We start from the raw sequence: 26,804 nt of genomic DNA, 5'->3' as shown, positions 1-26,804 counted from the left end.
GCGTTGGCTACCTTCGTTCACCCCGCAGCACCCGGGAACGCATAAACTTGCCGCCTTCTGGCAAAGTGAATGATGTCTATGCGCGAGAAAGACGCCGCCAGGCCGTGCGTAGCCATTCGCGGTGCAGGCTCAGCGAACGCCCCATCACCACCACCACCAACAGTGCCCCTGACAACGCGCTCGACACCTGGTTGGGGATGCCGACCATCTGTAAACCCTGTTGCAGATACCCCACCAGCAGCGCCGCCAGCGCCGTACCGAGTATCGAACCCGACCCGCCATAGATATTCGCTCCACCGAGCACGGCAGCGGTCAGCGCCGGCATCAGCAGGTCGCGGCCTAAATCCGAACGCGCCGAACCGAAATAGGAGACCAGAATCAAGGCGGCAATTGCCGAGGCCACGCCCACCAGGCCATACAGTACGTAGGGCATACCGTTGACCGACAGTGCGGCATAGCGTGCTGCTCTGGGGTTTTGTCCAAGTAAAAAGAGGTGGCGGCCAAAACGCCCGCGATGGGTCAGCAGCCAGAAGAAAAAGGTGATGATGGCAAACATCACCAGCGGCAGCGGTAGGCCCAATAGCGTCAGGTTGGCAAAAGCCGTAAAGCTATCGGGAAAGCCGCCAATCCCTTCATAGCCCGTCGCCCCGGCCATTCCCGAAAGCAGCAGCGCCCCGCCGCCGTAGAGATACAGCGTGCCGAGAGTAATCACCAGCGGGCTGATGCCGGTGTAGTGAATCAACGCGGCATTCACCAGGCCGCACAGTAGCCCAATGGCAAGGGTGAGCGGGATCGCCAGCGCCAGCGGCCAACCCGCCTGCATCATCACCCCCAGCGCGATGGCGCACAGGCCAATGGTGGAGCCGAGGGAAATATCAATACCGCCGCTGATGATCACCAGAGTCAGCGGCAGTGCGACGATGCCAATACAGATAAAGTCGCTGGTGCTAAACAGCAGCATGTTGATATCCAGCATCCGCGGATTGATCGCCCCAAACAGCAGAATCTCCAGCACCAGTAATGCCAGCAGCGCGCTTTCCCAGTTGAGTTTCATCTACGCCACCTCTTTGTTTTTACGTTTTTCGAACGGGGTGACGTGCTTTCCCCCTTTATTGCCGGGCTGAAAACGGCTGTACTTCAGCGCCCGCTGATGCCGCGCCAGCGCCTGACGCAGTCGCCCGTCGAGTACCAGTACGCCCAGCAGAACGAGGCCGGCAATAAAGTCGTTCCACCATGCCGGCAGCCGCAGCAGCACCAGTACGGTATCGATTTGAGTGAGGAAAAAGGCGCCGAGAAAAGCGCCGACGAGGGTTCCGGTCCCGCCGAGCAGCGAGATCCCGCCCAGTACGCAGGCGGCGATGGCTTTCATCTCCAGCCCGCTACCGGTCTGGTTGGGGACAAAGCCAATCTGCGCGGCAAAGACGATCCCGGCGCAGGCTGCCAGCATGCCGTTGAGCGTAAAGGCCAGCATCCGCGTGCGGTTGACCGCGACGCCCAGCTGACGCGCGGCGGCCAGGTTATCGCCCACGGCGTAAAAATCGCGGCCAAAGGCGGTGCGAGCCAGCAGCCAGGTCCCGCTCAGCAGTAGCGCCAGCACCAGCCAGCCCAGCGGCGATACGCCGATAAAGAACGGTTCAGAAAGCGACTTCAGGCTATCGGGCAGCCCCTCGATCCACTTGCCTCCGGTCCACAGCAGCATCATTCCGCGATACAGCCCCAGGGTGCCGAGCGTCGCGACAATCGCCGGAATGCGTAGGCCAACCACCAGCAGGCCGTTAAAGGCCCCCGCCAGTGCGCCAATCGCCAGCGCAAAGACAATCGCCGCCGTCAGACCATAGCCGCCGTTGAGCGCGGCGCCGACCGCAATCGCGCTCAGGCCGACGGTCGAGCCGACGGAGACGTCAATATTGCGGGTCAGCATGACCAGCGTCGCCCCCAGCGCCAGCAGACAGAGGATTTGCGAACTGGCAAAAATCATCGCCAGAATTTGCAGGTTGAACCAGGCGGGGTTGAGCGCAATCAGCAGCGCAAACAGCGCCAGAATCGCCAGCAACGCGCTCAGCTCGCGGTTTCTGAGTAACGTTTTCATGACTGCCCTCCAAAGGCCAGGGTCATCATGCGATCGACGGTGACCGCCTGCCGGAGCAGTTCCCCGCTCTGCCGGCCCTGGTGCATAACCACCACCCGGTCGGCCAGCCCGACAAACTCATCCAGATCGCTTGATATCATCAGCACCGCCACGTTTTGCGCGGCGACGCTTTTCAGCAGTTGATAGATGTCGGCGCGGGCGGAAACATCCACGCCGCGCGTCGGTTCATCGACAATCAGCAGCAGCGGATTGGCTTCCAGACAGCGAGCCAGCAGCACCTTTTGCTGATTGCCGCCGGATAGCGTGCGCACGGTCTGATCGCTGTGATTGAGTTTGATGCCCAGCGCCCGATGGTAGCGCTCCACTACCGCCGCTTCGCGCTGGCGCTGCTGCCACCACGACGGCTGGTTAAACATCACCGTGTTCCAGCGCACCGGGGCATCGAGAAACAGCCCGGAGACCTGCCGATCTTCCGGCAGATACACCAGCCCGCTGGCGAGCCGCGCGCGCGTGCTGTCGCGACTGATATCGCGGTTTTCCAGCCATATCCGGCCAGCTCGCGGCGGACGCAGACCGTAGAGCGTCTCGGCAAATTCGGTGCGCCCGGATCCCACCAGCCCGGCGAGACCAACGATCTCTCCGGCATGGATCTCCAGACTGAGATCGATAAAACCTTCTCCGGTCAGATCGTCCACCCGTAGCACCGGGAAATCCTGCGGCTGGGTACGGCGATTCCCCGGCAGCGCCAACCATAGCTTCTGGGTATCGCTGAGATCGTGTCCACGAAGGGCGGGGGTCATGGCATTGATTAGCTGCGCGTCGCTGTAGCTCGCCGTGTCGCCGCTCAGCACCACCGCCCCGTCGCGCATGACCGAGATATGGCTGGCGATCTGACGGATCTCCGGCAGCTTATGCGAGATAAACACGATACCGACGCCGAGATCCTGCAGAGCGCGGATCTGACGAAACAGCCGATCCGTCTCCCCGGGGGTTAACGAGGCGGTGGGTTCATCGAGGATCAGGATCTGCGCATCGCGCATCAGACCGCGCAGGATCTCCACCATCTGCTGATCCGCCACTTCCAGCGTCCCGGCCACCGCCTCCAGATTGAGCTGACAGTTCAGTTGCCGCAGCGTCTCCTGTAAACGCGCGTCGTTATCGGCGCGTTTCGGCAGGCGAAAGAGAATATTTTCCCGTACCGTCAGGTTAGGAAACAGCAGCGGTTCCTGGGGAACAAGGTAAACGCCCAGTTGATGAGCCAGAGCCGGGTTGAGACGCGCAAAAGCGCGGCCGCCAAGAGTGAGTTCACCGTCGTCGGGCGTTTCCACCCCGGCGATAATCTTCATCAGCGTCGATTTTCCCGCGCCATTACCGCCCATCAGCGCATGCACCTGGCCAGAAAAGAGCGTGAAATCAATGCCCTTCAACACGGCGATGCCGGAGAACTGTTTGCGAATCTGACGGGCTTCAAGCAGTGGCTTCATCATCGCGCCTCGTATGAACAAATGATTTTTTAATTTAATAATGTTCAAAAGCGTAGACGGTGAACTATATTTACAACCGTGCAAAGATCACAGTTTCATGCTTTAGATCGTTGGAAAAAACCTGCAAACAATGAAAGATCGGTTTTGCCGGACGGCTCACACTTTCCGACCGCGCAATAGCGAACATATGATCTAAATTTTTATAAGAGTTCACTTTATGAGCGAAAAACGCATTACGGAAGAGAACCGCTACGCAGGCCTGGCGTTAGCCGAAGAGGAGCTGGTGGCGCGGGTCGCCTGGTGTTACTACCACGATGGATTGACGCAGAACGATATTGGCGAGCGCCTGGGGCTGCCGCGGTTAAAGATCTCCCGCCTGCTGGAGAAAGGTCGCCAGTCCGGGGTGATCCGCGTGCAGATCAACTCCCGCTATGAAGGGTGTCTGGCGCTGGAAACCGAGCTGCAACAGCGTTTTGACCTGAAGATTGCCCGCGTGCTGCCGGCGCTCAATACGCCACCGATGAATACGCGGCTGGGGATCGGCGCGGCGCAATCGCTGATGGGGGTACTGGAACCAGGACAGCTGCTGGCGGTGGGGTTTGGCGAAGCCACCATGAGCTGTCTGCAGCACCTGAGCGGGTTTATCAGTTCGCAGCAGGTGCGGCTGGTGACGCTTTCCGGCGGCGTGGGCCCCTATATGACCGGTATCGGCCAGCTGGACGCCGCCTGTCGCGTCAGCATCATTCCGGCGCCGCTGCGGGTCTCTTCGGCCGATGTGGCTGAAATTCTGCGTCGGGAGTCGAGCGTCCGGGATGTGATTCTGGCGGCCACCGCGGCGGATGCGGCGGTCGTGGGGATCGGCGCCATCGACCAGCGCCGCGACGCAACCATCCTGCGCTCCGGCTACATCAGCGAAGGCGAACAGTTGATGTATGCGCGTAAAGGCGCGGTGGGCGACATTTTAGGTTATTTCCTGCAGGCCGACGGCAGGCGGGTTGAGGATCTGGAGATTCACCGGGAATTACTCGGCGTCACCCTCGACGAGCTGGCGCAGCTGCCGACCATTGTCGGCGTTGCCGGTGGAACGGAAAAAGCGCAGGCGATTTATGCCGCCCTGACGGGCAAACGCATCAATGGCCTGGTAACGGAAGAGACAACAGCACGCGCGGTGCTCACGCTGGCCTCCTGATGGCCCTGCGCCGCGCAACAACCGCGAGGCGCATGTCATGAGTTACCTGTTAGCGTTAGATGCCGGGACCGGCAGTATTCGGGCGGTGATTTTCGATCTCAGCGGCCACCAGGTCGCGGTCGGTCAGGCGGAATGGAAGCACCTGAGCGTGGAAAATGTTCCCGGCTCGATGGAGTTTGACCTCACCACCAACTGGCTGCTGGCCTGCCAGTGTATCCGCCAGGCGCTGGCAAACGCACACCTTCAGGCGGCCGATATTCAGTCCGTCGCCTGCTGTTCCATGCGCGAAGGGATTGTGCTTTACGACCGCAACGGCGAGGCTATCTGGGCCTGCGCCAACGTCGATGCCCGCGCCAGCCGCGAAGTCGCGGAGCTTAAAGAGATCCATGATTATCATTTTGAATCGGAAGTCTATGATGTCTCAGGCCAGACGCTGGCACTCAGCGCCATGCCGCGGCTGCTGTGGCTGGCCCATCATCGCCCGGATATTTACCGTCAGGCTGCCACCATCACCATGATTAGCGACTGGCTGGCGGCAAAACTCTCCGGTGAACTGGCCGTCGACCCCTCCAATGCCGGTACCACCGGGATGCTCGACCTGTTCAGCCGCGACTGGCGCCCGGCGCTGCTCGATATGGCCGGGCTGCGTGCGGATCTGCTCTCGCCGGTTAAAGAGACCGGCACTCCGCTCGGTGCGGTGACCGAGACGGCAGCGCGGCAGTGCGGACTACGTGCCGGCACGCCGGTGATCATGGGCGGTGGCGATGTCCAGCTCGGCTGCCTGGGTCTGGGGGTGGTACGCGCCGGCCAAAGCGCGGTGCTGGGGGGCACCTTCTGGCAACAGGTGGTGAATCTGCCGGAGGTCCGTACCGATCCGCAGATGAATATTCGCATCAACCCGCACGTCATTCCCGGCATGGCGCAGGCCGAATCGATCAGCTTCTTCACCGGCCTGACCATGCGCTGGTTCCGCGATGCTTTTTGCGCCGAAGAGAAGCTGGTCGCCGAGCGCCTGGGAGTGGATGCCTATGCTCTGCTCGAAGAGATGGCCAGCCGCGTACCGCCAGGTTCCCACGGCGTGATGCCGATCTTCTCCGATGCCATGCATTTCAAGCAGTGGTATCACGCCGCGCCGTCGTTTATTAACCTCTCCATCGACCCGGAGAAATGCAATAAAGCCACTCTGTTCCGCGCACTGGAGGAGAACGCGGCGATTGTCTCTGCCTGTAACCTGGCGCAAATCTCCCGCTTCTCCGGCGTGACGTTCGACAGCCTGGTGTTTGCCGGAGGCGGATCGAAAGGGGCATTATGGAGCCAGATTCTCAGCGATGTCACCGGCCTGCCGGTGCGGGTCCCGGCGGTGCGCGAAGCCACGGCGCTGGGCTGCGCGATCGCCGCCGGAACCGGCGCCGGCTTGTACAGCGATATGGCCGGCACAGGTGAGAAGCTGGTGAGCTGGCATCGGGTGTTTACCCCCAATCCGGCACATCGCGAACTGTACCAGGGGATGATGGAGAAATGGCAATCGGTCTATGCCGACCAGCTGGGGCTGGTCGACAGCGGTCTGACCACCTCGATGTGGCAGGCGCCAGGCCTTGAGCGGCGCCCACCTGTCGTTCCGGCGCCCTGACCTCCAGCGAGCGTCTGCCGCTGGCACAAAAACCCCCTCTTCCCTTCGAGGAGGGGAACTCCCCGTCACCGTTATTTGAATCCCATCACAATCACCGCACGCCCTTTTTCACTTTTCGCTGACGACGGCTAAATTAGTAACTCATCCGACCACATAACAATAATGTTACATATAAGAGACTGGAAGCCATTATGAGCCACTACCCGTCGTTATTCGCCCCGCTCGACCTGGGGTTTACCCAGCTGAAAAACCGCGTGCTGATGGGTTCCATGCACACCGGGTTGGAAGAACATGCCGACGGCGCGCAACGGCTGGCGGCTTTTTACGCCGAACGCGCGCGTCACGGCGTGGCGCTGATTGTCACCGGCGGGATTGCGCCGACGGCATCCGGCGTCACAATGGCGGGCGGCGCGGTGCTCGACGATGCCCGCCATCTGGCGCAGCATCGGCACATTACCGATGCGGTCCACCGGGAAGGCGGCAAAATCGCCCTGCAAATTTTGCATACCGGCCGCTACAGCTATCAGCCGCGGCCGGTGGCCCCGTCAGCACTGCAGGCGCCGATTAACCGCTTTGCTCCGCACGCGCTCAGCCATGATGAGATCCTGCAGCTGATCGATGATTTTGCCCGCTGCGCGCAGCTGGCCCGGGAGGCCGGCTACGACGGTGTCGAAGTGATGGGCTCTGAAGGTTATTTGATTAACGAATTCCTCGCCGCGCGTACCAACCAGCGTGATGACCCGTGGGGCGGCGATTACGCCCGCCGCATGCGCTTTGCCGTAGAAGTGGTGCGTGCGGTACGCGAACGGGCTGGCCATGACTTTATTATTATCTACCGCCTGTCGATGCTCGACCTGGTCAACGACGGCAGTACGCTGCCGGAAGTGATTGAGCTGGCACAGGCCATCGAGGCGGCAGGCGCAACCATCATCAACACCGGTATCGGCTGGCACGAAGCGCGTATTCCAACCATTGCGACGCCGGTACCGCGCGGCGCCTTCAGTTGGGTCACCCGGAAGCTGAAAGGCGCGGTGTCGATCCCCCTGGTCACCACTAACCGCATCAACGATCCTGATGTCGCGGATGCGATCCTCGCCCGCGGCGACGCCGATATGGTGTCAATGGCGCGCCCGTTTCTGGCCGACGGCGAGTTCCTTTCCAAAGCCCAAAGCGGGCGCGCCGATGAGATCAATACCTGTATCGGCTGTAACCAGGCCTGCCTGGATCAGATCTTCGCCGGTAAAGTGACCTCTTGTCTGGTCAATCCGCGAGCCTGCCACGAAACCCTGATGCCGGTTATGCCTGCTGCCGCGCCAAAGCGCCTGGCCGTTGTGGGAGCAGGCCCCGCCGGCCTGGCCTTTGCCGTCAATGCCGCCGCGCGCGGCCACTCTGTCACCCTGTTTGATGCGCAGCAGGAGATTGGCGGGCAGTTTAATATCGCCAAACAGATCCCCGGCAAAGAGGAGTTTTACGAAACGCTGCGCTACTACCGGCGCATGCTGGATCTGCATGGCGTCAATCTGCAGCTGGGCCAACTGGTCACGGCGGATCGTTTGCTGGAATTTGACGAAACGATCCTCGCCACCGGGATCGCCCCGCGCATGCCAGCGATCGCCGGAATTACCCATCCGAAGGTGATGAGCTACCTCGACGTACTGCGCGACAAGGCGCCGGTGGGTCAGCGCGTCGCGATTATCGGCTGCGGCGGGATCGGCTTTGATACCGCGATGTACCTGAGCCAGCCTGGCGTTGCCACCAGCCAGAACATCGACGCGTTCTGCAGGGAATGGGGTATTGATACAACTCTGCAGAGCGCAGGCGGACTGCGTCCGGAAGGACCGCAGCTGGAGAAAAGCCCGCGGCGCATCGTGATGCTCCAGCGCAAGGCCAGCAAACCCGGCGATGGGTTAGGAAAAACCACCGGCTGGATCCACCGGGCTACGCTGCTGGCCCGCGGCGTCAAAATGATCCCGGGAGTCAGCTATCAGAAGATCGACGATGAGGGATTACATGTCACGATCGGCGGCGAGGGCCAGATATTGCATGTTGATCAGGTGATTATCTGCGCCGGTCAGGAGCCGAAGCGCGAGCTGGCGGATCCGCTACGCGCGGCAGGGAAAGTCGTACATCAGATTGGCGGGTGCGATGTCGCGATGGAGCTGGATGCTCGCCGCGCCATCGCTCAGGGTACGAAACTGGCGCTGGAGATTTAACGGGGGCGCTGCGCTTGCCCGGGCTACGTGTTCAGGCTACATGATATGAGTAGCCCGGCTAAGGCGAAGGCCGCCAGCCGGGGTGTCCTGGCAGTCTGCGATTAGCGCAGCTTACGTACCTTCACCGCTTTCAACACCACAAATTTATTGTTGGTGGCGACGGTGGCGCAGTTACCGAAAATTTTCTTCAGCTTGTGGAAATAATCCAGATGGCGGTTGGCCACAATGTACAGCTCACCGTTGATCTTCAGGCAGCGGCGCGCGTGGTGAAACATCTCCCAGGCGATATTATCGGTTAACGCGTGTTTCTGGTGGAACGGCGGGTTGCACAACACGGCGTTGAAGCGGAAAGGCTCAACGCCGGACAGCGCGTTGTTAATCATAAACTCGCAGCGATCCAGCGCCTCGGGCATGTTGGTTTCCACGTTCAGACGACTGGAGGCGACGGCCATCGGCGACTCATCGACGAACACCACGTTAGCCTGCGGGTTCTTCTCCAGCAGCGTCAGGCCAATCACCCCGTTGCCACAGCCCAGATCGACAATCTCGCCTTCAAGATCCGACGGCAGGTGTTCGATAAAGAAACGCGCGCCAATATCCAGCCCGGTGCGGGAGAATACATTCGCGTGGTTGTGAATGGTCCAGTCGGTCCCTTCCAGCTTCCAGCTCAGCGTCTGCGGCGCATCGGCAAGCGCCGGTTCGCTGAACGTACAGTTGATCAGGCGGGCTTTCTTCCAGGCCAGGGTGGTGGTGGTCGGCCCCAGCACTTTCTCGAACAATTCCAGTGTGGAAGTATGGATATCACGTGCCTTTGCGCCGGCGATAATACGGGTTTGCGGCGTCACGACCTGGCGTAGCGCGCGCAGCTGCTGCTCGAGCAACGCCAGCGTTTTCGGAACTTTAATCAGGACAACGCCTGGCGCCGACGGATACTCTGCGGTGCTGTCGAGAAACTTGACGCTGGATTCCGCGATATCGTTATGGCGTAAATTCTCACGCGTCGCGAGCTCGGTGAGGTAAGAGTCACCGATGCTAAACGGCGTATGCTCCGCCAGCGCGCAGCTCAGTGCGCCAAAGGTATCGTTGAAAATCAGGACCGGGCCGTTAATCTCCGTGTCATCCAACTGCTGCAGCAGATATTCATCCGCCGCTTCCCACGCCAGCAGCGGGTTAACGTCATCCGTTTCCGGAAAACGTTTTAGTGTCAGTGAACGGAAACCGTTGTCTAAGTGGCTCATCGGCCCTCCTGAGTGGTAAAATTTCGGCGTTATCCCTGAAAGGGTGCGTGAGTATACCCTTTTTATACACAAAATCATTCAAGATGCGCCGATGCAGCCTGAAGGAGGATGTGAAGATCTTTTATCTGGAGCTGTCATGAGTCAACTTACTTACCTGCAGGGCTATCCGGAGAATTTGCTTTCCCAGGTGCGCACATTGATTGCCGAGCAGCGCCTGGGGGCGGTTTTGCAAAAGCGCTATCCGGAAGGCCACGACGTCAATAACGATAAGGCGCTGTATCAGTACACGCAGGATCTGAAAACCCGCTATTTACGCGGCGCGGCGCCGGTCAACAAGGTGATGTACGACAGTAAGATCCACGTCTTGAATAATGCGCTCGGCCTGCATACCGCGATTTCGCGGGTCCAGGGCGGTAAGCTGAAAGCAAAAGCCGAAATCAGGGTGGCCACGGTGTTCCGCGAAGCGCCTGAGGCGTTTTTACGCATGATTGTGGTGCATGAGCTGGCGCACCTTAAGGAGAAGGAGCATAACAAAGCCTTCTATCAACTCTGTTGCTATATGGAGCCGCAGTACCACCAGCTGGAGTTCGATACCCGTCTGTGGCTAACGCATCTTTCGTTAAATCGTTCTGCGTAGTCGCGCACTGGTTTTGTCATGATGGCATGTTAGAGTGACCAAAGGTCCCCTTTAACGGAGTTCGTCAACGTTTATGATACGTTTCGCTGTTGTTGGCACAAACTGGATAACAAAACAGTTTGTCGATGCCGCCCATGAAACTGGCAAGTATAAACTCACCGCAATTTACTCTCGCAGCCTTGAACAAGCGCAGGCCTTTGCGAGCGATTATCCCGTCGACCAGCTGTTTACGTCGCTGGACGATCTGGCGCAAAGCGATGCCATCGATGCGGTTTACATTGCCAGCCCGAACTCCCTGCACTTCCCGCAAACGCAGCTGTTCCTGAGCCATAAAAAGCACGTGATTTGCGAAAAACCGCTGGCCTCAAACCTGCGGGAAGTCGAAGACGCTATTCGTATCGCTCGCGAAAATCAGGTGGTGCTGTTCGAAGCCTTCAAAACCGCCAGCCTGCCAAATTTTCTGCTGCTGCAGCAGTCGCTCGGCAAGGTAGGCAAACTGCATAAAGCGTTTATCAACTACTGCCAGTACTCCTCCCGCTATCAGCGCTATCTCGACGGTGAGAACCCGAACACCTTTAACCCGGCCTTCTCGAACGGCTCGATTATGGATATCGGCTTCTATTGTCTGGCCTCGGCGGTGGCGCTGTGGGGCGAACCGCGCGCGGTTCACGCCAGCGCCAGCCTGCTGGACAGCGGCGTTGATGCCCAGGGTACCGTGATCCTGAACTACGCCGATTTTGACGTCACCCTGCACCACTCCAAAGTGAGCGACTCTACGCTGCCAAGCGAAATTCAGGGTGAAGCCGGCGCGCTGGTTATCGAAAAAATCTCCGAGTGCCAGAAGCTCTCTTTCATCCCACGCGGTGGGAAGGCTCAGGATCTGACGCAGCCGCAGCATATCAATACTATGCTGTATGAGGCGGAGGAGTTTGCGCATCTGGTGGAGAACAACCAGGTTGTTCACCCGGGGCTGGAAGTCAGCCGTATTACGGCCAGACTGCTGAGCGAAATTCGTCGTCAGACCGGCGTCGTATTCCCGGCCGATGGCCCGCAGGTGGCGTAAAAGAGTGTAAAGAGGCCGTCAGCAACCATTGACGCCCTTTATGACTTGTCATATTTTGTTACCTGCAAAGGGGAGTAACTTCCTTGCCGGTGGATCGTCATTACGATGCGTGCAAAACCGCATCCGGTCGCCGGGCAATAATAAAAGGTCCTGCCGTCATCGCGCGGTTCTTTTATTGTTGTAAGTGAGACCTTGCCGGAAGGCGAGGTCTATGCATAAACACGCAGCGGCTGCCGTCTTCCGACGTCAGCCGTTTTGTTTTTATGTAAGGAATTAAGTAATGAATACTGTCGGCACACCGTTGTTATGGGGCGGATTCGCCGTGGTCGTGGTGATCATGCTAGCCATCGATCTGCTTCTTCAGGGACGACGTGGTGCGCATGGCATGACCATGAAACAGGCCGCGGGTTGGTCAATTCTCTGGGTAACGCTCTCCCTTCTCTTTAACGCCGTTTTCTGGTGGTACCTGGCACAAACCGAAGGCCGTGCCGTTGCCGATCCGCAGGCGCTGGCTTTCCTCACCGGCTATCTGATTGAAAAAGCGCTGGCCGTGGACAATGTCTTTGTCTGGCTGATGCTGTTCAGCTACTTCTCCGTCCCGCCTGCGCTGCAGCGCCGGGTACTGGTTTACGGCGTACTGGGTGCGATCGTGCTGCGTACGGTGATGATCTTTACCGGAAGCTGGCTGATCTCCCAGTTTGAGTGGCTACTCTATCTCTTCGGTGCTTTCCTGCTGTTTACCGGCGTGAAGATGGCGCTGGCGAAAGAGGATGACTCCGGCATCGGCGACAAACCGCTGGTACGCTGGATCCGCAGCCACCTGCGGATGACCGATAAGATTGAAGGCGAGCGCTTCTTTACACGGCAAAACGGCGTTCTGTTCGCCACGCCGCTGCTGTTGGTGCTGATCCTGGTCGAACTGAGCGACGTGATTTTTGCGGTCGATAGTATCCCGGCAATCTTCGCCGTAACCACCGATCCGTTTATCGTGCTGACGTCGAACCTGTTCGCGATTCTCGGCCTGCGCGCCATGTACTTCCTGCTGGCCGGCGTCGCGGAGCGCTTCTCCATGCTGAAATATGGCCTGTCGATCATTCTGGTCTTTATCGGTATCAAGATGCTGATCGTCGACTTCTACCATATCCCGATTGGCGCCTCGCTCGGCGTGGTTGGCGGTATTCTGGCGCTGACGCTGCTGATTAACGCCTGGGTCAATAAGCAACACGACAAGAAGAAATTACAGCACTAAGCCTTAAATAACCGGGTGGAAGCCACTTTCACCCGGTCAGCAACGCCCGCCGCGTATTATTTCTCACCATGTCACAAAAACGTTAAGACATAGTTAAAAAATAAGATCTCAGCTAAATAAGCAGCATTTTACCCTTCCTACATGGCGCACTTTCCGTATACTCGACCAGGCAAACATTTATTTACATCCGGACATAAACGTAACAAATAATACGTACATGGGACGGGTAGCAACATCACAACAAGGAATCATTATGACGACACAAACTCCCCCATCGGGCCTGCTACAGCGCCTGGCTCAGGGCAGCCTGGTCAAACAAATTTTAATCGGTCTGGTGCTTGGCGTGCTGCTGGCGCTGGTTTCGAAACCGGCGGCGATCGCCGTTGGCCTGCTCGGTACGCTGTTCGTCGGCGCGCTGAAAGCCGTAGCGCCAGTGCTGGTGCTGATGCTGGTGATGGCCTCCATCGCTAACCACCAGCAGGGGCAAAAAACCAGCATCCGTCCGATTCTGTTCCTGTATCTGCTGGGGACGTTCAGCGCCGCATTAACCGCCGTGGTGTTCAGCTTTGTCTTCCCTTCCACGCTGCACCTGAGCTCCGCGGCCGGCGATATTACGCCGCCATCGGGGATTGTCGAAGTGCTGCGCGGGCTGCTGATGAGCATGGTTTCAAACCCTGTTGACGCCCTGCTCAATGCCAACTATATCGGGATTCTGGTGTGGGCCGTGGGTCTGGGCTTTGCGCTGCGTCACGGTAATGAGACGACAAAAAACCTGATCAACGATGTCTCTCATGCGGTGACCTTTATCGTGAAACTGGTCATTCGGTTTGCGCCGCTGGGTATTTTCGGCCTGGTCTCCTCCACCCTGGCGACCACCGGTTTTGAAACCCTGTGGGGCTACGCGCAGCTGCTGATGGTGCTGGTGGGCTGTATGCTGCTGGTGGCGCTGGTGATTAACCCGCTGCTGGTGTTCTGGAAAATCCGCCGCAACCCCTATCCGCTGGTGCTGACCTGCCTGCGCGAAAGCGGCGTGTATGCCTTCTTTACCCGCAGCTCCGCCGCCAATATTCCGGTAAATATGGCGCTGAGTGAAAAGCTGAATCTCGATCGCGATACCTATTCGGTGTCGATCCCGCTGGGCGCCACCATCAACATGGCCGGGGCCGCCATCACCATTACGGTGCTGACGCTGGCTGCCGTAAATACCCTGGGCATTCCGGTGGATCTGCCTACCGCGCTGCTGTTGAGCGTCGTGGCGTCGCTGTGCGCCTGCGGTGCTTCCGGCGTGGCGGGCGGCTCCCTGCTGCTGATCCCGCTGGCCTGCAATATGTTCGGTATCCCCAATGATATCGCCATGCAAGTGGTTGCCGTCGGCTTTATCATCGGCGTGCTGCAGGACTCCTGTGAGACGGCGTTGAACTCCTCCACCGACGTGCTATTTACCGCCGCCGCCTGTATGGCGGAAGACGAGCAGCTGGCGAAAAACGCGCTGCGCGATTAATCCCGACCTTCCCCTCCGCTATTATGCGGAGGGGTTCTCTTTCAGCTCCGCCTCTTCTCTTTTAAACGGATCGATACCGCGTTTTTGCATGCGCCAGAAACGAATAATATTCAGGCCATTGACGATCAGGAAGCTGCCTTCAATCAACGTGCCACCAATCGACCCCAGCCAAAAGTTATGCGTGACCCAGCACGCCGTAGAACACCACATCACGCAGCGGGTGGTCAGCCCTTTACAGCGAAACAGGGCCCAGGTGCTGGCGACGGTCCCTGCCACCGGCAACAATTCCATCGCATGCTGGAGTTTTCCGAGGCCGAGAATCAGCGTCAGGGCAATAAATATCACCATGATCCACAGATTGCGGGTACGCAGCGAAATCAGCGTGCGCACGGCGTTAAGCCCGGCACTCATGCCCGCAGGCAGCGCTCCCATCAGAATAAAATGCAGGCCGATAATGCCGCTGTACAGCGCCAGCTGCTGTTTAAAGCGCCGCTCATCGCGATTGATAAAGGTGGTGATTCCAATCAGAAAGGCGATGACACCTACGCCCTGGGCAAGCCAATACGCAGTCATGAAAGATCCTTGTCAAAACAGTTAAAAACAAACGGCGCCCTCTCCCCGAGTGCGCCGTTTTTTATCCACGCGACAAAAGCTCCATCATTCTCGCACACCGATCAGGCGGTCGATCCGCCCGGGGTTGTGATGAGCCAGGATGAGGATCATTACAACGTGACGCCGCTTTTGAAGATCGCCAGTTCACGGAAATCATTGCGCTCATTGCAGGTCGGTTTGCCATTGATGATATCAACGAGGGTATCGACAAACTCTTCCAGCAGCTGAGGCATCGCTTTACCGTGAATCAGTTGACCGGCGTCAAAATCGATCCAGTGTTTCTTTTTCGCCGCCAGTTCGCTGTTGGTGGAGATTTTGACCGTCGGCACAAAACCGCCGTACGGCGTGCCGCGACCGGTGCTGAACAGCACCATATGACAGCCCGCACCGGCCAGCGCGCTGGTTGCCACCGCATCGTTGCCCGGTGCGCTCAGCAGATTGAGACCATGCACTTTTAAACGTTCGCCATAGCGCAGGACGTCCACTACCTCGCTGGAGCCCGCTTTCTGCGTGCAGCCCAGCGATTTATCTTCCAGCGTCGTGATCCCGCCCGCTTTGTTGCCCGGCGACGGATTCTCGTAAATCGGCTGGTTATGCGCAATGAAGTACTGTTTAAAGTCATTCACCATGGTCACCAGCTTGTCGAAGGTCTTTTCATCGCGGCAGTGGCTCATCAGCAGCTGCTCAGCGCCGAACATTTCCGGCACTTCCGTCAGCACGGTGGTGCCACCGTTGGCGATCAGGTAATCCGAGAAACGACCCAGCATCGGGTTGGCGGTAATCCCCGAAAGGCCGTCCGATCCGCCGCACTCGAGGCCAAACTTCAGCTCGCTCAGTTTGCCTGGCTCACGTTTGTCGTGACGCATCACCTCATAAAGCTGATGCAGATGCTCAAGTCCCGCTTCCACCTCATCGTCCTGCTTCTGGCAGATCATAAAGTGTACGCGCTGAGGATCGAACTCACCGAGGGTTTCACGGAACGCGTCGACCTGGTTGTTCTCACAGCCCAGGCCAATCACCAGCACCGCCCCGGCGTTCGGGTGACGCACCATGTTTTGCAACATGGTGCGGGTATTGATGTGATCATCACCCAGCTGCGAACAGCCATAAGTGTGACTGAAGAGAAAGACGCCATCGGTGCCTTCCGCTTCGTTGGTCTCTTTCAAAAACCGGTTCTGAATCTGACGGGCGATACCATTGACACAGCCGACGGTCGGCAGGATCCACAGTTCATTACGCACCCCGACCTCCCCGTTCGCACGACGATAAAGCTGCACGTCGCGGTCGGCCGGCTGCGCCGATGGCTCGGCAAGTTCCGGTTGATAGCGATACTCGTCAAGGTCGCTCAGGTTGGTACGCGTATTATGGGCATGAATATGTTCCCCTGGCGCAATATCCGCCAGCGCGTGGCCGATGGGCAGACCATACTTGATGACGTTTTCTCCCTTCGCAATCGCGCGTAGTGCGAACTTATGACCACGAACAACGTCCTGGCTTAAGGTGACCGCATCATCATCAATGGTGACCTGGGTACCCGCCGCCATATCTGCTAACGCGACAGCAACGTTATCCTGCGAATGGATTTTAATGTATTGCATAGCAACCGACCTCTGGTCTTAATTCAGTTCAATCGCGAAGTAATCACGCGCATTGTTAAAGCAGATATTTTTCACCATCTCGCCCAGCAGCTGAATATCCGCCGGCGCTTCACCCGCGGCAACCCAGCGACCGATCATCTGGCACAGGATGCGACGGAAATACTCATGGCGGGTGTAGGACAAGAAGCTGCGGCTGTCGGTCAGCATGCCGACGAAACGGCTGAGCAAACCAAGCTGAGCCAACTGGGTCATCTGACGCTCCATGCCGTCTTTCTGATCGTTAAACCACCAGCCGGAACCGAACTGCATCTTGCCCGGCATCCCTTCGCCCTGGAAGTTACCGATCATTGTGCCCAGCACTTCGTTATCGCGCGGATTCAGGCAGTAAAGAATGGTTTTCGGCAGCAGGTTTTCTTCATTCTGCTTGCTCAGCAGACGGGACAGCTCTTCGGCCATCGGGCGATCGTTGATGGAATCAAAGCCAACATCCGGCCCTAACAGCTTGAACTGACGCTGGTTATTGTTACGCAGCGCGCCAATGTGATACTGCTGGACCCAACCACGACGGGCATACTCTGCGCCGAGGAACACCAGTACCGCGGTTTTGAACTGCGCCACTTCGTGTTCGCTCAGGGTCGAGCCGGCCAGACGACGCGCCAGGATAGTATCAAGTTCTGCTTCGCTGGATTCGGCAAACAGCACGACATCCAGCGCATGGTCGGAGACTTTACAGCCGTGCGCGGCGAAGTGATCCAGGCGCTTGACCAGCGCAGCCTGCAGATCGGCAAAGCGACGGATGTCGGTATCCGAGACTTCGCCGAGCTTCGCCATATAGTCGTTAAACGTCGCCTGCTCAATGTTAAACGCTTTATCCGGACGCCAGCTTGGCAGCACTTTGGTCGTGAAGGTCGCGTCTTTCGCCACCGCCGCATGGTGTTCCAGCGAATCGATCGGATCGTCAGTGGTGCCGACCATTTTCACCTTCATCTGCGTCATGATACCGCGAGCGGAGAAGCGATCCTGGGCCAGCAGATCGTTACACTGATTCCAGATTTCATCCGCGGTGGACGGAGACAGCAGCTTACCCGTAATCCCAAACGGGCGGCGCAGCTCCAGATGCGTCCAGTGATAGAGCGGATTGCCGATCGTATGCGGTACGGTAGCCGCCCATGCGTCAAACTTCTCGCGGTCCGAGGCATCGCCGGTACACAGGCGTTCAGCCACGCCATTGGTGCGCATCGCGCGCCATTTGTAATGGTCACCTTTCAGCCAGATGTCATACAGGTTTTTAAAGCGATAATTTTCGGCAATCTGCTGCGGCGGAAGGTGGCAGTGATAGTCGAAAATCGGCTGGTCTTTGGCGTAGTCGTGGTACAAACGGCGGGCAAACTCGGTATCAAGCAGAAAATCTTCGGTCATAAACGCTGTCATTTTCATTTCCTCTTCGCCCCATCGAGGAGCCTTTCAGATGATTGACTATCATGCTGACAAAGTTATCACACCAATTTCTACAGGCCGAAATCTTTTTCGTGAGTTAGATCAATAAACGCTGACAAAAAAAGTACCCTTTCTGGAGTAAACCCTCGTGCAAGCCGCGCCAGCACTGGCTTTGCTCGCGAGAAATAATACCCCCATAAACTTTCCCACTTTTGTGACAGTACTCAACTTTTAAAGTTGTATGACAAGTTATCTTTCTGCCGTCGCAACATATAAACCGTTGGAATGTATTCGCGATGATTCATTACATCGCATTGACCGGTACGGATACCGAATTAAGCAACACACATTGATGGCAAGGTTCGGGCCATATGGGTTTTCCCTCCTGAGCCCTCCGTTTCTCCTTCTCAATCCCTGTGCAGGGTTTGAAGATGGCCGCACTCGCTGCGGAGATATAACAAACGATGAGGTTTTACATGCGTAAAATTAAAGGGTTACGTTGGTACATGATCGCACTGGTGACAATGGGCACCGTGCTGGGTTACCTGACGCGTAACACTGTGGCTGCGGCTGCGCCGACTCTGATGGAAGAGTTACACATCTCCACCCAACAGTATTCCTATATCATCGCAGCCTATTCAGCTGCTTATACCGTCATGCAGCCGGTGGCAGGCTATGTCCTTGACGTGCTGGGGACGAAGATCGGTTATGCCTTCTTCGCGATCGCCTGGGCTGTTTTCTGTGGTTCAACGGCGCTGGCGGGCAGCTGGGGTGGATTAGCGCTGGCTCGTGGCGCGGTCGGCGCGGCGGAAGCGGCGATGATCCCGGCAGGCCTGAAGGCCAGCTCCGAATGGTTCCCGGCAAAAGAACGTTCTATTGCCGTGGGTTACTTCAACGTGGGCTCTTCAATCGGCGCGATGATCGCCCCGCCGCTGGTCGTCTGGGCAATTGTGATGCACAGCTGGCAGATGGCGTTCATTATCTCCGGTGTCTTGAGCTTTATCTGGGCAATGGCGTGGCTGGTCTTCTATAAACACCCTCGTGACCAGAAAAAATTAACCACCGAAGAACGCGACTACATCATCGGCGGCCAGGAATCGCATCACCAGACCAACAACAGTAAGAAAATGTCTCCGTGGCAGATTCTGCGCAACCGTCAGTTCTGGGGCATCGCGCTGCCGCGTTTTCTTGCCGAGCCAGCATGGGGGACCTTCAATGCCTGGATCCCGCTGTTCATGTTTAAAGTCTATGGCTTTAACCTGAAAGAAATCGCGATGTTTGCGTGGATGCCGATGCTGTTTGCTGACCTGGGTTGCATCATCGGGGGCTATCTGCCGCCGTTGTTCCAGCGCTGGTTCGGGGTTAACCTGATTGTGTCGCGTAAAATGGTCGTGACCATGGGCGCACTGCTGATGATTGGCCCGGGGATGATCGGCCTGTTTACCAGCCCGTTTGTGGCTATCGCCCTGCTGTGCGTCGGCGGCTTTGCTCACCAGGCACTGTCCGGTGCGCTGATTACGCTCTCTTCCGACGTATTTGGCCGTAACGAAGTGGCTACGGCAAACGGCCTGACCGGTATGGCAGCCTGGATGGCGAGTACCATGTTCGCCCTGGTGGTCGGCGCTCTGGCGGATACCATCGGTTTCAGCCCGCTGTTCGCCGTGCTGGCGGTCTTCGATCTGCTGGGCGCCCTTGTCATCTGGACCGTACTGAAGAACAAGTCTGCCGATGACGACACCCCGCCGCTCAAAACGACTAAGCCGGTGACGCAAAGCTAGTCCTGATACGGTTAGATCTGTTTACAAAGCCGCCTTATCGAAGGCGGCTTTTTCATGTCTGACGGTGGTGAGATGCGCGTAAAAGTGGTATAACAAATCCAATATTGTCGCCATCTTCCGGGAGCGAATATGGAAATCACAGAACCGCGTCGTTTGTATCAGCAGCTTGCTGCCGAGCTGAAGGCGCGTATTGAACAAGGTGTTTACCTTGTGGGCGATAAGCTGCCTGCAGAGCGGTTTATCGCCGATGAAAAGAGCGTCAGCCGCACCGTGGTTCGCGAAGCCATTATTATGCTGGAAGTGGAAGGCTATGTGGAGGTGCGTAAGGGCTCTGGCATCCACGTCATCTCCAACCATCCGAAGCATCAGCAGGTGGTTGATGAAACGCTGGAGTTCGCCAGCTACGGTCCCTTTGAACTGCTGCAGGCGCGTCAGCTGATTGAAAGCAATATTGCCGAGTTCGCCGCCACCCAGGTGACCAAGCAGGACATCATGAAGCTGATGGAGATCCAGGAGAAGGCGCGTAAAGAGAAATGCTTCCGCGATTCGGAATGGGATCTCCAGTTTCACGTCCAGGTAGCCCTGGCGACGCAAAATACGGCATTAGCCGCTATTGTTGAAAAAATGTGGACCCAGCGCGTGCATAACCCGTACTGGAAAAAGCTCCATGACCATATCGACCTGCGCACCGTGGATAACTGGTGTGACGATCATGACCAAATTCTGAAGGCGCTGATTCGCAAAGATCCGCACGCGGCAAAACTGGCCATGTGGCAGCATCTGGAGAACACTAAGCTGATGTTATTCAACGAGACCAGCGACGATTTTGAATTCAATGCCGACCGCTATCTGTTTGCAGAAAATCCGGTCGTTCATCTCGATACCGCCGCCAACGGCGCAAAATAAGCGGTTATCTTCCTTTCAGGCAGGCTATCAGCGCCTGCCCGCAAACCCGCCTGGGTAAGCAAACATATATAGTGTCAGCCTGTGTAAAGAGACTCGCCACCCGCCACTGCAATCAGCAAAATCAACGAGCAACTGACTGCAATTTTTCTGACGTAAACTCAGTGCTTTTGTTACAATTAGATGCATTTTGACGTTCTGAAGTGGGCTTGCATTGATTTCACTTTTAACAGGGAACCGTTCAGAACGCACCAACAGCGACCATAATCTCATAAGAATCTATGTCGCAATACACACTGCGTTCAGACATACCGTTAACCGATGTACCAGGAATCGTGAATGGAACTATTAACCCAATTGTTGAATGCTTTATGGAGCCAGGATTACGAGACCCTCGCGAATCCCTCCATGATTGGCATGCTTTATTTTGTCTTATTTATGATTTTGTTCCTTGAAAACGGCCTGCTTCCCGCCGCCTTTTTACCCGGCGACAGCCTGCTGGTGCTGGTCGGCGTTCTGATAGCCAAAGGTGCAATGGGTTTTCCGGAAACCCTGCTTCTGCTGACGACGGCAGCCAGCCTGGGTTGTTGGCTCAGCTACATTCAGGGCCGCTGGCTCGGTAATACGCGGATTGTGCAAAACTGGCTTTCACATTTGCCCTCCCACTACCACCAGCGCGCACACCACCTGTTTCATAAGCACGGGCTCTCCGCCTTGTTGATGGGCCGCTTTATTGCCTTCGTTCGTACGCTGCTGCCGACCATTGCCGGACTTTCGGGTCTGAACAATGCCCGCTTCCAGTTCTTTAACTGGATGAGCGGCCTGCTGTGGGTTCTGATTCTGACCACCCTCGGTTACTTGCTGGGTAAAACCCCGGTATTCCTCAAATATGAGGATCAGCTGATGTCCTGCCTGATGCTGCTGCCGGTTGTGCTGCTGGTGTTTGGCTTAATCGGCTCGTTAGTTGTCCTGTGGAAGAAAAAATACAGAAGCCGGAGCTGATAATGGCCATAAAAAGCCTCTCCCGACGCCGGATTAGCTGGCTGCTGGGCGGTTCTGTTTTTTTGTGCGCGCTGTTCTGGCTATGGCTGGCGGTGCAGCAACAGGAATCAACCCTGACTATTCATCCTGTCTCTCAGGGCGTTGGCATGCCCGACGGTTTTTCCGTCTGGCATCATCTCGACGCAAACGGCATTCGTTTTAAAAGTATCACCCCGCAAAAAGACGGCCTGCTGATCAAATTTGATTCCAGCGCCCAGGGTATCGCCGCGAAAGAAGTGCTGGGCCGCGCCCTGCCGCATGGTTATATTATTGCTTTGCTGGAGGAAGAGAATACCCCGACAGCATGGCTCTCCCGTCTGCGCGATACCCCACACAGATTGGGATAAGTAGCCAAAATTCTGAATATTTTCACGCAGTTTGGTGGTTTCCCGTTTTCCTGACTATGCTTAAGACTGCGGGAGCCACCGGGCTGACGTTTATCGACTGGATCGGGCATATCTCCCGGGTATGCCCTCACACAATGGAAGGTAGCATCCATGAAATACCGCATCGCTTTGATTCTGGTTTTGACTTCGCTGAGCTCCAGCGCCTTTGCCATCTCCCCCTGTCAGGAAAAAGAGCAGGATATCCAGCGGGAGATTAGCTATGCCGAAAAACATCACAACCAGAACCGGATTGATGGTTTGAACAAAGCGCTTCGTGAAGTCAGAGCGAACTGCAGCGACGGTAAGCTCAAAGCCGAACATCAGCAAAAAATCGCGAAACAACGCGAGGAAATTACCGAGCGTCAGCGCGATTTGAAGGAAGCTGAGCAGAAAGGCGATGCCGATAAAATCAGCAAGCGCCAACGCAAGCTTGATGAAGCGCAGCACGAGCTGAAAACGCTTGAGTCGCGTGATTACTGATAAGCCACACTTTACATGGACCCACTCTACAGGAGAGAAAGATGCCTAAAGACAACGTTGCAGACGATCTGCGTGCAGAACTGAAGACTCTGGCTGATACCCTGGAAGAAGTGCTTAACTCCTCCACGGATAAGTCAAAAGAAGAAATTGGCAAACTGCGTAGCAAAGCAGAGAGCGCACTGAAAGAGAGCCGCGTCCGGCTGGGTGAAACCAGCGATGCCATCGTCAGACAAACGCGTGAAACTGCCGCCCGCGCCGACGAGTACGTCCGCGAAAATCCGTGGACCGGTGTAGGTATTGGCGCAGCCGTCGGGCTGGTGCTGGGTGTCCTGCTGACGCGTCGTTAATTATGGCGGATTCTCAACACACGCAGGGGCCGGGCAAGAGCGTTTTCGGGATCGGCCAGCGGATCATTACGCTGCTGGTTGAAATGGTGGAAACGCGCCTGCGCCTGGTGGTCGTGGAGCTGGAGGAAGAGAAGGCGAACCTCTTCCAGCTATTTTTGATGCTGGGGCTGACGCTGCTGTTTGCCGCCTTTGGCCTGATGAGCCTGCTGGTTCTGATTATCTGGGCCATCGATCCCCAGTATCGGCTGTACGTGATGATTGCGACCACCGCTGTGCTGCTCCTCAGCTCGTTAATCGGCGGTATCTGGACGCTGCGTAAAGCCCGCCGTTCGACTTTACTGCGCTTGACGCGCAAAGAGCTGGCTGAAGACCGCGCTCTGCTGGAGGACGAACGCCTATGAGCAGCAAACAGCAACGCGAGCAGCAGAAAACGCTGCTGTTGCGCCAGATCCAACAGCAGCGGCTGGATTTAATCGCCAGCCGTCGCGACTGGCTCGAAGCGACCGCCCCGTTCGACCGCGGCTGGCAGACCCTCCAGCACCTTCGCTCCTGGGCAATGGTCGGCAGCGGTATCATGGCAGTATGGTCCGTTCGCCACCCGCGCTTCTTACTGCGCTGGACTAAACGCGGCTTCGGTCTCTGGAGCGCCTGGCGCATGGCAAAACGCCTGCTGCGCCAGACATCATCCTTCTAAACGCCCTGCCCACCACACGTCCATTATCCCTGTTTTCCTTGTTCCGGGGCGTCAACGCCTCGTGACTGGTGCCGCTCTTGGTCACCACTCCAGCCGGTGACGACGGTGTTCATCCCTGCTCGTCGCCCTCCTCACGTCGCGTTTACTGATCGCGATCACTCAGAATCTTTGATGAAGATCTACAGTTTTCCTTGCTAACAATTCCTTTCGCGCCTCGCTAATATTCTCTCCATCGACAGCAACCCCGCGTAACTACGCAGGATTGCACCAAAAAACAAAATCGCCGCCCTTTGGGTTTTCTGGAGTAAGAAATGAAAAAATTAGAAGATGTTGGTGTACTGGTAGCACGCATTCTGATGCCAATCCTGTTTATCACTGCAGGTTGGGGAAAAATCACCGGTTATGCGGGTACTCAACAATATATGGAAGCCATGGGCGTACCGGGCGCATTACTGCCGTTAACCATCCTGCTGGAGTTCGGCGGCGGTCTGGCGATTCTGTTCGGTTTCCTGACACGTACCACCGCGCTGTTCACCGCAGGCTTCACCCTGCTGACCGCGTTCCTGTTCCACAGCAACTTTGCTGAAGGCGTGAACTCGCTGATGTTCATGAAAAACCTGACCATCGCAGGCGGTTTCCTGCTGCTGGCCATCACCGGTCCGGGCGCATTCAGCATCGACCGCGTGCTGAATAAAAAGTGGTAAGCACACTATACTGAGTGAACAACAAAGCGAGGAGACATCTCCTCGCTTTTGCTATCTGAAGTCTGAAGGAGGAAAAAATGGGACAATTAATCGACGGCGTCTGGCACGATACCTGGTATGACACCAAATCCACCGGAGGGCGTTTCAAGCGTTCTGTTTCTGCCTTCCGCAACTGGCTGACCGCCGATGGCGCACCGGGCCCCTCTGGCGACGGCGGCTTTGCTGCAGAAAAAGATCGCTATCATCTGTACGTATCCCTCGCCTGCCCGTGGGCGCACCGCACGTTAATCCTGCGCAAGCTCAAAGGTCTGGATCCTTTTCTTTCCGTCTCGGTGGTTCACCCTCTGATGCTGGAAAACGGCTGGACTTTCGACGACGATTTTCCCGCTGCGACCGGCGATACGCTGTATCAACATGAATTCCTCTATCAGCTCTACCTGCACGCCGATCCGCACTACACCGGGCGCGTCACGGTGCCGGTTCTGTGGGATAAAAAGCAGCATACGATCGTCAGTAATGAGTCGGCTGAAATCATCCGCATGTTCAATACGGCTTTTGACGGCCTCGGCGCTACCGCCGGCGATTACTACCCACCTGCGCTGCGCGAAAATATCGATGCGCTTAACGGTTGGATCTACGACAACGTCAATAACGGCGTCTATAAAGCCGGGTTCGCCACCAGCCAGCAGGCCTATGATGAGGCGGTCGATGCGGTGTTCACCTCGCTGGAGCGCCTGGAGCAAATTCTGAGCCAGCATCGCTATCTGACGGGCAGCCAGCTGACCGAGGCCGATATTCGTCTGTGGACTACCCTCGTGCGTTTCGACCCGGTCTACGTAACCCACTTTAAGTGCGACAAACGCCGTATCAGCGATTACCCCAATCTGTATGGTTTCCTGCGCGATATCTACCAGATACCGGGTATTGCGGAGACGGTGAATTTTGCCCACATCCGCAACCACTACTATCGCAGCCATAAAACGATTAACCCAACCGGGATTATTTCCGTCGGACCTCATCAGGATCTCAGCGAGCCGCACGGCCGGGACCTTCTGTTCCGCTAACCTGCCGGGCGCCATTCCCGGCGCCCGATATTTTCAGATCCGGCATATTTACCCGTCTGCTATTCGCGTCTATTCTTATTACGATCGCTTTAAAAACAAGTGATTGACCGTTAATCGAGGCGTAAAAATGGACTGGTATTTAAAGGTACTGAGAAACTATATTGGATTTGGCGGCCGCGCACGCCGTAAAGAGTACTGGATGTTTATTCTGGTCAACATCATCCTGACCGGCGTATTGAGCATCATCGATAAAATGCTGGGATGGCAGCGCGCAGGAGGTGAAGGCATCCTGACGACGATTTATGGCGTGTTGGTCTTTTTACCGTGGTGGGCGGTGCAGTTTCGCCGTTTACACGATACGGATCGCTCGGCGTGGTGGCTGTTGCTGATGCTGATTCCGGTGATTGGCTGGCTGATCATTCTGCTCTTCAATTGCCAGAACGGCACGCCTGGAAACAACCGTTTCGGGCCGGATCCCAAACCCCTGTCATCGTGAATGATGCGCTCCTCCCGCGGAAGGAGCGCATAGCGGATTTACTTCCCGGCAAACAGCTTAGGGATCTCGCGCAGACACCATGATTTCGCTTCGCCCATACTGTCGCGGCGCCACGCCATAATGATGTCGATTTCATTGGTATATTCCGGGCTGACAACCCGTAAGCGCCCTTCGGCAATGTCTTTCTCGACCAGAGGATAGGGCATCGTCGCCACCCCCAGTCCCGCCAGCAGAGCCTGACGTTTATCCTCAATGGTACTGACCGTTAAGCGCGGCTGTTTGTCGAGCAGTTGCACCGTCAGAACCGGACGCTCACGGGCGGTATCTGCCACCGCCACGCCGCGATATTTTACCCGCGTCACCTCGGAAAGCGGCTCCGGCTCCTGGTGAATAGGGTGATCCGGCGCAGCGACATAGACGTTCAGCACCGAATAGAGTTTGCGGGAGTTGATCTCCGATGAGGAACGAAAATGCATATCAGGGGCGACAACGATATCCGCACGTCCCTGTTCCAGCCGTTCCCACGCGCCGGCCAGCACTTCGGTAAGCACCGACAGCTGGGTATTCGATTTGGTCGCCAGCTTCTCAATCAGCGGAAAGAAGTCCAGGGTCGGTACCAGGGCTTCGGTCACGATGGTCAGATGCGTTTCCCAGCCGCGCGAAAGCGCTTCGGCATCGGTGGTGAGCTTATCGGCCGCTTCCAGCAGCACGCGCCCGCGTTCCAGCAGCATCCGCCCAACGTTGGTGAATTTTGTCCGATGACCTGAGCGGTCAAACAGCACCACATCCAGCTCCTCTTCCAGCTTTTGCATGGTGTAGCTGAGGGCTGAGGGCACCCGTCCGAGTTCGTCGGCCGCAGCAGCAAAGCTCCCACGCCTGTCGATAGCGTCCATTACGCGTAACGCTTCCAGCGTTAATGCTCTCTCTTTGGCCATAGCACTCTCATTCAGGAAATTTGAATATACCGGGCA

26 protein-coding genes are annotated in these 26,804 nt (G+C 57.0%); 18 read left to right on the top strand and 8 right to left on the bottom strand.

Translation table 11 applies throughout. The features are described from left to right. Positions 1 to 76: 76 nt before the first annotated feature. From lsrD to lsrA, 3 genes are read right to left on the bottom strand one after another with little or no spacing between them, the layout of a single operon-like run. The gene (gene lsrD, locus AC007G_RS05270) at positions 77 to 1,054 is read right to left on the bottom strand and encodes an autoinducer 2 ABC transporter permease LsrD (protein ID WP_032690641.1); all 978 of its coding nucleotides are present in this window, start codon (positions 1,052 to 1,054) and stop codon (positions 77 to 79) included. Then, positions 1,055 to 2,089 carry an autoinducer 2 ABC transporter permease LsrC gene (gene lsrC / locus AC007G_RS05265; protein ID WP_004867893.1) on the bottom strand — a complete coding sequence of 345 codons (1,035 nt, stop codon included), beginning with the start codon at positions 2,087 to 2,089 and terminating at the stop codon, positions 1,055 to 1,057. After that, positions 2,086 to 3,573 carry an autoinducer 2 ABC transporter ATP-binding protein LsrA gene (gene lsrA, locus AC007G_RS05260; RefSeq protein WP_032690640.1) on the bottom strand — a complete coding sequence of 496 codons (1,488 nt, stop codon included), beginning with the start codon at positions 3,571 to 3,573 and terminating at the stop codon, positions 2,086 to 2,088. The genes lsrC and lsrA overlap by 4 nt, the downstream gene beginning before the upstream one ends. A gap of 217 nt (positions 3,574 to 3,790) precedes the next feature. On the opposite strand from lsrA, the gene lsrR reads away from it, so the two are divergent. From lsrR to AC007G_RS05245, 3 genes are all read left to right on the top strand, one after another. Next, complete coding sequence (gene lsrR, locus AC007G_RS05255; RefSeq protein WP_032690639.1) at positions 3,791 to 4,762, top strand: transcriptional regulator LsrR; 972 nt, start codon at positions 3,791 to 3,793, stop codon at positions 4,760 to 4,762. A gap of 37 nt (positions 4,763 to 4,799) precedes the next feature. Beyond that, positions 4,800 to 6,392: an autoinducer-2 kinase gene (gene lsrK / locus AC007G_RS05250; protein WP_032697471.1), complete on the top strand. Its 1,593-nt coding sequence runs from the start codon at positions 4,800 to 4,802 to the stop codon at positions 6,390 to 6,392. A gap of 191 nt (positions 6,393 to 6,583) precedes the next feature. Further along, a complete protein-coding gene (locus AC007G_RS05245; protein WP_085396790.1) occupies positions 6,584 to 8,605 on the top strand; it encodes an NADPH-dependent 2,4-dienoyl-CoA reductase in 2,022 nt (673 codons plus the stop codon). 101 nt (positions 8,606 to 8,706) lie between these two features. On the opposite strand, the gene rlmG is transcribed toward AC007G_RS05245, so the two are convergent. Next, positions 8,707 to 9,843 carry a 23S rRNA (guanine(1835)-N(2))-methyltransferase RlmG gene (rlmG, locus tag AC007G_RS05240; RefSeq protein WP_032690635.1) on the bottom strand — a complete coding sequence of 379 codons (1,137 nt, stop codon included), beginning with the start codon at positions 9,841 to 9,843 and terminating at the stop codon, positions 8,707 to 8,709. A 136-nt stretch (positions 9,844 to 9,979) separates the two neighbouring features. Between rlmG and AC007G_RS05235 the strand changes: the two genes are divergently transcribed. From AC007G_RS05235 to sstT, 4 genes are all read left to right on the top strand, one after another. After that, entirely contained in the window at positions 9,980 to 10,480 is a 501-nt protein-coding gene (locus tag AC007G_RS05235) for a M48 metallopeptidase family protein (RefSeq protein ID WP_032690634.1), read from the top strand. A gap of 73 nt (positions 10,481 to 10,553) precedes the next feature. Continuing rightward, entirely contained in the window at positions 10,554 to 11,543 is a 990-nt protein-coding gene (locus AC007G_RS05230) for a Gfo/Idh/MocA family protein (RefSeq protein ID WP_032690633.1), read from the top strand. 280 nt (positions 11,544 to 11,823) lie between these two features. Further along, entirely contained in the window at positions 11,824 to 12,792 is a 969-nt protein-coding gene (locus AC007G_RS05225) for a TerC family protein (RefSeq protein ID WP_032690632.1), read from the top strand. 253 nt (positions 12,793 to 13,045) lie between these two features. Next, on the top strand, positions 13,046 to 14,293 hold the full coding sequence (gene sstT, locus AC007G_RS05220) for a serine/threonine transporter SstT (RefSeq protein WP_032697468.1): 1,248 nt from the start codon (positions 13,046 to 13,048) through the stop codon (positions 14,291 to 14,293). A gap of 21 nt (positions 14,294 to 14,314) precedes the next feature. Here the strand turns inward: sstT and AC007G_RS05215 are convergent, their stop codons facing one another. From AC007G_RS05215 to uxaC, 3 genes are all read right to left on the bottom strand, one after another. Further along, positions 14,315 to 14,866, bottom strand: coding sequence for a YgjV family protein (locus AC007G_RS05215; protein ID WP_032697466.1), 552 nt, complete (start codon positions 14,864 to 14,866; stop codon positions 14,315 to 14,317). 149 nt (positions 14,867 to 15,015) lie between these two features. Then, complete coding sequence (locus AC007G_RS05210) at positions 15,016 to 16,503, bottom strand: UxaA family hydrolase (RefSeq protein ID WP_032690629.1); 1,488 nt, start codon at positions 16,501 to 16,503, stop codon at positions 15,016 to 15,018. 18 nt (positions 16,504 to 16,521) lie between these two features. Further along, positions 16,522 to 17,934, bottom strand: coding sequence for a glucuronate isomerase (uxaC, locus tag AC007G_RS05205; RefSeq protein WP_046853427.1), 1,413 nt, complete (start codon positions 17,932 to 17,934; stop codon positions 16,522 to 16,524). Between the two features lie 482 nt (positions 17,935 to 18,416). On the opposite strand from uxaC, the gene AC007G_RS05200 reads away from it, so the two are divergent. From AC007G_RS05200 to AC007G_RS05150, 11 genes are all read left to right on the top strand, one after another. Then, the gene (locus AC007G_RS05200) at positions 18,417 to 19,718 is read left to right on the top strand and encodes an MFS transporter (protein ID WP_032690627.1); all 1,302 of its coding nucleotides are present in this window, start codon (positions 18,417 to 18,419) and stop codon (positions 19,716 to 19,718) included. A 129-nt stretch (positions 19,719 to 19,847) separates the two neighbouring features. Continuing rightward, on the top strand, positions 19,848 to 20,624 hold the full coding sequence (gene exuR, locus AC007G_RS05195) for a transcriptional regulator ExuR (RefSeq protein WP_032690626.1): 777 nt from the start codon (positions 19,848 to 19,850) through the stop codon (positions 20,622 to 20,624). Positions 20,625 to 20,960: 336 nt separating this feature from the next. Next, the gene (yqjA, locus tag AC007G_RS05190) at positions 20,961 to 21,623 is read left to right on the top strand and encodes a DedA family general envelope maintenance protein YqjA (protein WP_032690625.1); all 663 of its coding nucleotides are present in this window, start codon (positions 20,961 to 20,963) and stop codon (positions 21,621 to 21,623) included. A 2-nt stretch (positions 21,624 to 21,625) separates the two neighbouring features. Next, the gene (gene mzrA, locus AC007G_RS05185) at positions 21,626 to 22,009 is read left to right on the top strand and encodes an EnvZ/OmpR regulon moderator MzrA (protein WP_032690624.1); all 384 of its coding nucleotides are present in this window, start codon (positions 21,626 to 21,628) and stop codon (positions 22,007 to 22,009) included. A 150-nt stretch (positions 22,010 to 22,159) separates the two neighbouring features. Continuing rightward, positions 22,160 to 22,528, top strand: coding sequence for a DUF1090 domain-containing protein (locus AC007G_RS05180; protein ID WP_032690623.1), 369 nt, complete (start codon positions 22,160 to 22,162; stop codon positions 22,526 to 22,528). Positions 22,529 to 22,569: 41 nt separating this feature from the next. Continuing rightward, on the top strand, positions 22,570 to 22,875 hold the full coding sequence (locus tag AC007G_RS05175; protein WP_004867946.1) for an ElaB/YgaM/YqjD family protein: 306 nt from the start codon (positions 22,570 to 22,572) through the stop codon (positions 22,873 to 22,875). A gap of 2 nt (positions 22,876 to 22,877) precedes the next feature. After that, complete coding sequence (locus tag AC007G_RS05170) at positions 22,878 to 23,276, top strand: phage holin family protein (protein ID WP_046853425.1); 399 nt, start codon at positions 22,878 to 22,880, stop codon at positions 23,274 to 23,276. Beyond that, positions 23,273 to 23,569 carry a YqjK-like family protein gene (locus tag AC007G_RS05165; protein ID WP_032690622.1) on the top strand — a complete coding sequence of 99 codons (297 nt, stop codon included), beginning with the start codon at positions 23,273 to 23,275 and terminating at the stop codon, positions 23,567 to 23,569. The genes AC007G_RS05170 and AC007G_RS05165 overlap by 4 nt, the downstream gene beginning before the upstream one ends. A 311-nt stretch (positions 23,570 to 23,880) precedes the next feature. After that, positions 23,881 to 24,273: a DoxX family protein gene (locus AC007G_RS05160; protein ID WP_004867955.1), complete on the top strand. Its 393-nt coding sequence runs from the start codon at positions 23,881 to 23,883 to the stop codon at positions 24,271 to 24,273. A gap of 77 nt (positions 24,274 to 24,350) precedes the next feature. Beyond that, positions 24,351 to 25,337 carry a glutathione S-transferase family protein gene (locus AC007G_RS05155; RefSeq protein WP_032690621.1) on the top strand — a complete coding sequence of 329 codons (987 nt, stop codon included), beginning with the start codon at positions 24,351 to 24,353 and terminating at the stop codon, positions 25,335 to 25,337. A 127-nt stretch (positions 25,338 to 25,464) separates the two neighbouring features. Next, positions 25,465 to 25,833 carry a DUF805 domain-containing protein gene (locus AC007G_RS05150; RefSeq protein ID WP_032690620.1) on the top strand — a complete coding sequence of 123 codons (369 nt, stop codon included), beginning with the start codon at positions 25,465 to 25,467 and terminating at the stop codon, positions 25,831 to 25,833. Between the two features lie 38 nt (positions 25,834 to 25,871). Here the strand turns inward: AC007G_RS05150 and AC007G_RS05145 are convergent, their stop codons facing one another. Beyond that, positions 25,872 to 26,768: a LysR family transcriptional regulator gene (locus AC007G_RS05145; protein WP_142629925.1), complete on the bottom strand. Its 897-nt coding sequence runs from the start codon at positions 26,766 to 26,768 to the stop codon at positions 25,872 to 25,874. Positions 26,769 to 26,804 lie beyond the last annotated feature (36 nt).

It is taken from the genome of Klebsiella sp. CSG-1 (assembly GCF_056521145.1).
This window is presented reverse-complemented; position numbering and strand designations above follow the sequence as displayed.

Excerpts from the sequence above, each read along its gene's own strand:
- AC007G_RS05210 (WP_032690629.1), bottom strand. The coding sequence starts at position 16,503 with ATGCAATACATTAAAATCCATTCGCAGGATAACGTTGCTGTCGCGTTA.
- AC007G_RS05230 (WP_032690633.1), top strand. The coding sequence starts at position 10,554 with ATGATACGTTTCGCTGTTGTTGGCACAAACTGGATAACAAAACAGTTT.
- uxaC (WP_046853427.1), bottom strand. The coding sequence starts at position 17,934 with ATGACAGCGTTTATGACCGAAGATTTTCTGCTTGATACCGAGTTTGCC.
- AC007G_RS05150 (WP_032690620.1), top strand. The coding sequence starts at position 25,465 with ATGGACTGGTATTTAAAGGTACTGAGAAACTATATTGGATTTGGCGGC.
- yqjA (WP_032690625.1), top strand. The coding sequence starts at position 20,961 with ATGGAACTATTAACCCAATTGTTGAATGCTTTATGGAGCCAGGATTAC.
- AC007G_RS05170 (WP_046853425.1), top strand. The coding sequence starts at position 22,878 with ATGGCGGATTCTCAACACACGCAGGGGCCGGGCAAGAGCGTTTTCGGG.
- AC007G_RS05165 (WP_032690622.1), top strand. The coding sequence starts at position 23,273 with ATGAGCAGCAAACAGCAACGCGAGCAGCAGAAAACGCTGCTGTTGCGC.
- AC007G_RS05235 (WP_032690634.1), top strand. The coding sequence starts at position 9,980 with ATGAGTCAACTTACTTACCTGCAGGGCTATCCGGAGAATTTGCTTTCC.
- AC007G_RS05200 (WP_032690627.1), top strand. The coding sequence starts at position 18,417 with ATGCGTAAAATTAAAGGGTTACGTTGGTACATGATCGCACTGGTGACA.
- lsrR (WP_032690639.1), top strand. The coding sequence starts at position 3,791 with ATGAGCGAAAAACGCATTACGGAAGAGAACCGCTACGCAGGCCTGGCG.
- sstT (WP_032697468.1), top strand. The coding sequence starts at position 13,046 with ATGACGACACAAACTCCCCCATCGGGCCTGCTACAGCGCCTGGCTCAG.
- lsrK (WP_032697471.1), top strand. The coding sequence starts at position 4,800 with ATGAGTTACCTGTTAGCGTTAGATGCCGGGACCGGCAGTATTCGGGCG.
- AC007G_RS05155 (WP_032690621.1), top strand. The coding sequence starts at position 24,351 with ATGGGACAATTAATCGACGGCGTCTGGCACGATACCTGGTATGACACC.
- lsrA (WP_032690640.1), bottom strand. The coding sequence starts at position 3,573 with ATGAAGCCACTGCTTGAAGCCCGTCAGATTCGCAAACAGTTCTCCGGC.
- AC007G_RS05225 (WP_032690632.1), top strand. The coding sequence starts at position 11,824 with ATGAATACTGTCGGCACACCGTTGTTATGGGGCGGATTCGCCGTGGTC.
- lsrD (WP_032690641.1), bottom strand. The coding sequence starts at position 1,054 with ATGAAACTCAACTGGGAAAGCGCGCTGCTGGCATTACTGGTGCTGGAG.
- AC007G_RS05175 (WP_004867946.1), top strand. The coding sequence starts at position 22,570 with ATGCCTAAAGACAACGTTGCAGACGATCTGCGTGCAGAACTGAAGACT.
- lsrC (WP_004867893.1), bottom strand. The coding sequence starts at position 2,089 with ATGAAAACGTTACTCAGAAACCGCGAGCTGAGCGCGTTGCTGGCGATT.
- AC007G_RS05180 (WP_032690623.1), top strand. The coding sequence starts at position 22,160 with ATGAAATACCGCATCGCTTTGATTCTGGTTTTGACTTCGCTGAGCTCC.
- rlmG (WP_032690635.1), bottom strand. The coding sequence starts at position 9,843 with ATGAGCCACTTAGACAACGGTTTCCGTTCACTGACACTAAAACGTTTT.
- AC007G_RS05215 (WP_032697466.1), bottom strand. The coding sequence starts at position 14,866 with ATGACTGCGTATTGGCTTGCCCAGGGCGTAGGTGTCATCGCCTTTCTG.
- exuR (WP_032690626.1), top strand. The coding sequence starts at position 19,848 with ATGGAAATCACAGAACCGCGTCGTTTGTATCAGCAGCTTGCTGCCGAG.
- mzrA (WP_032690624.1), top strand. The coding sequence starts at position 21,626 with ATGGCCATAAAAAGCCTCTCCCGACGCCGGATTAGCTGGCTGCTGGGC.
- AC007G_RS05245 (WP_085396790.1), top strand. The coding sequence starts at position 6,584 with ATGAGCCACTACCCGTCGTTATTCGCCCCGCTCGACCTGGGGTTTACC.
- AC007G_RS05145 (WP_142629925.1), bottom strand. The coding sequence starts at position 26,768 with ATGGCCAAAGAGAGAGCATTAACGCTGGAAGCGTTACGCGTAATGGAC.
- AC007G_RS05160 (WP_004867955.1), top strand. The coding sequence starts at position 23,881 with ATGAAAAAATTAGAAGATGTTGGTGTACTGGTAGCACGCATTCTGATG.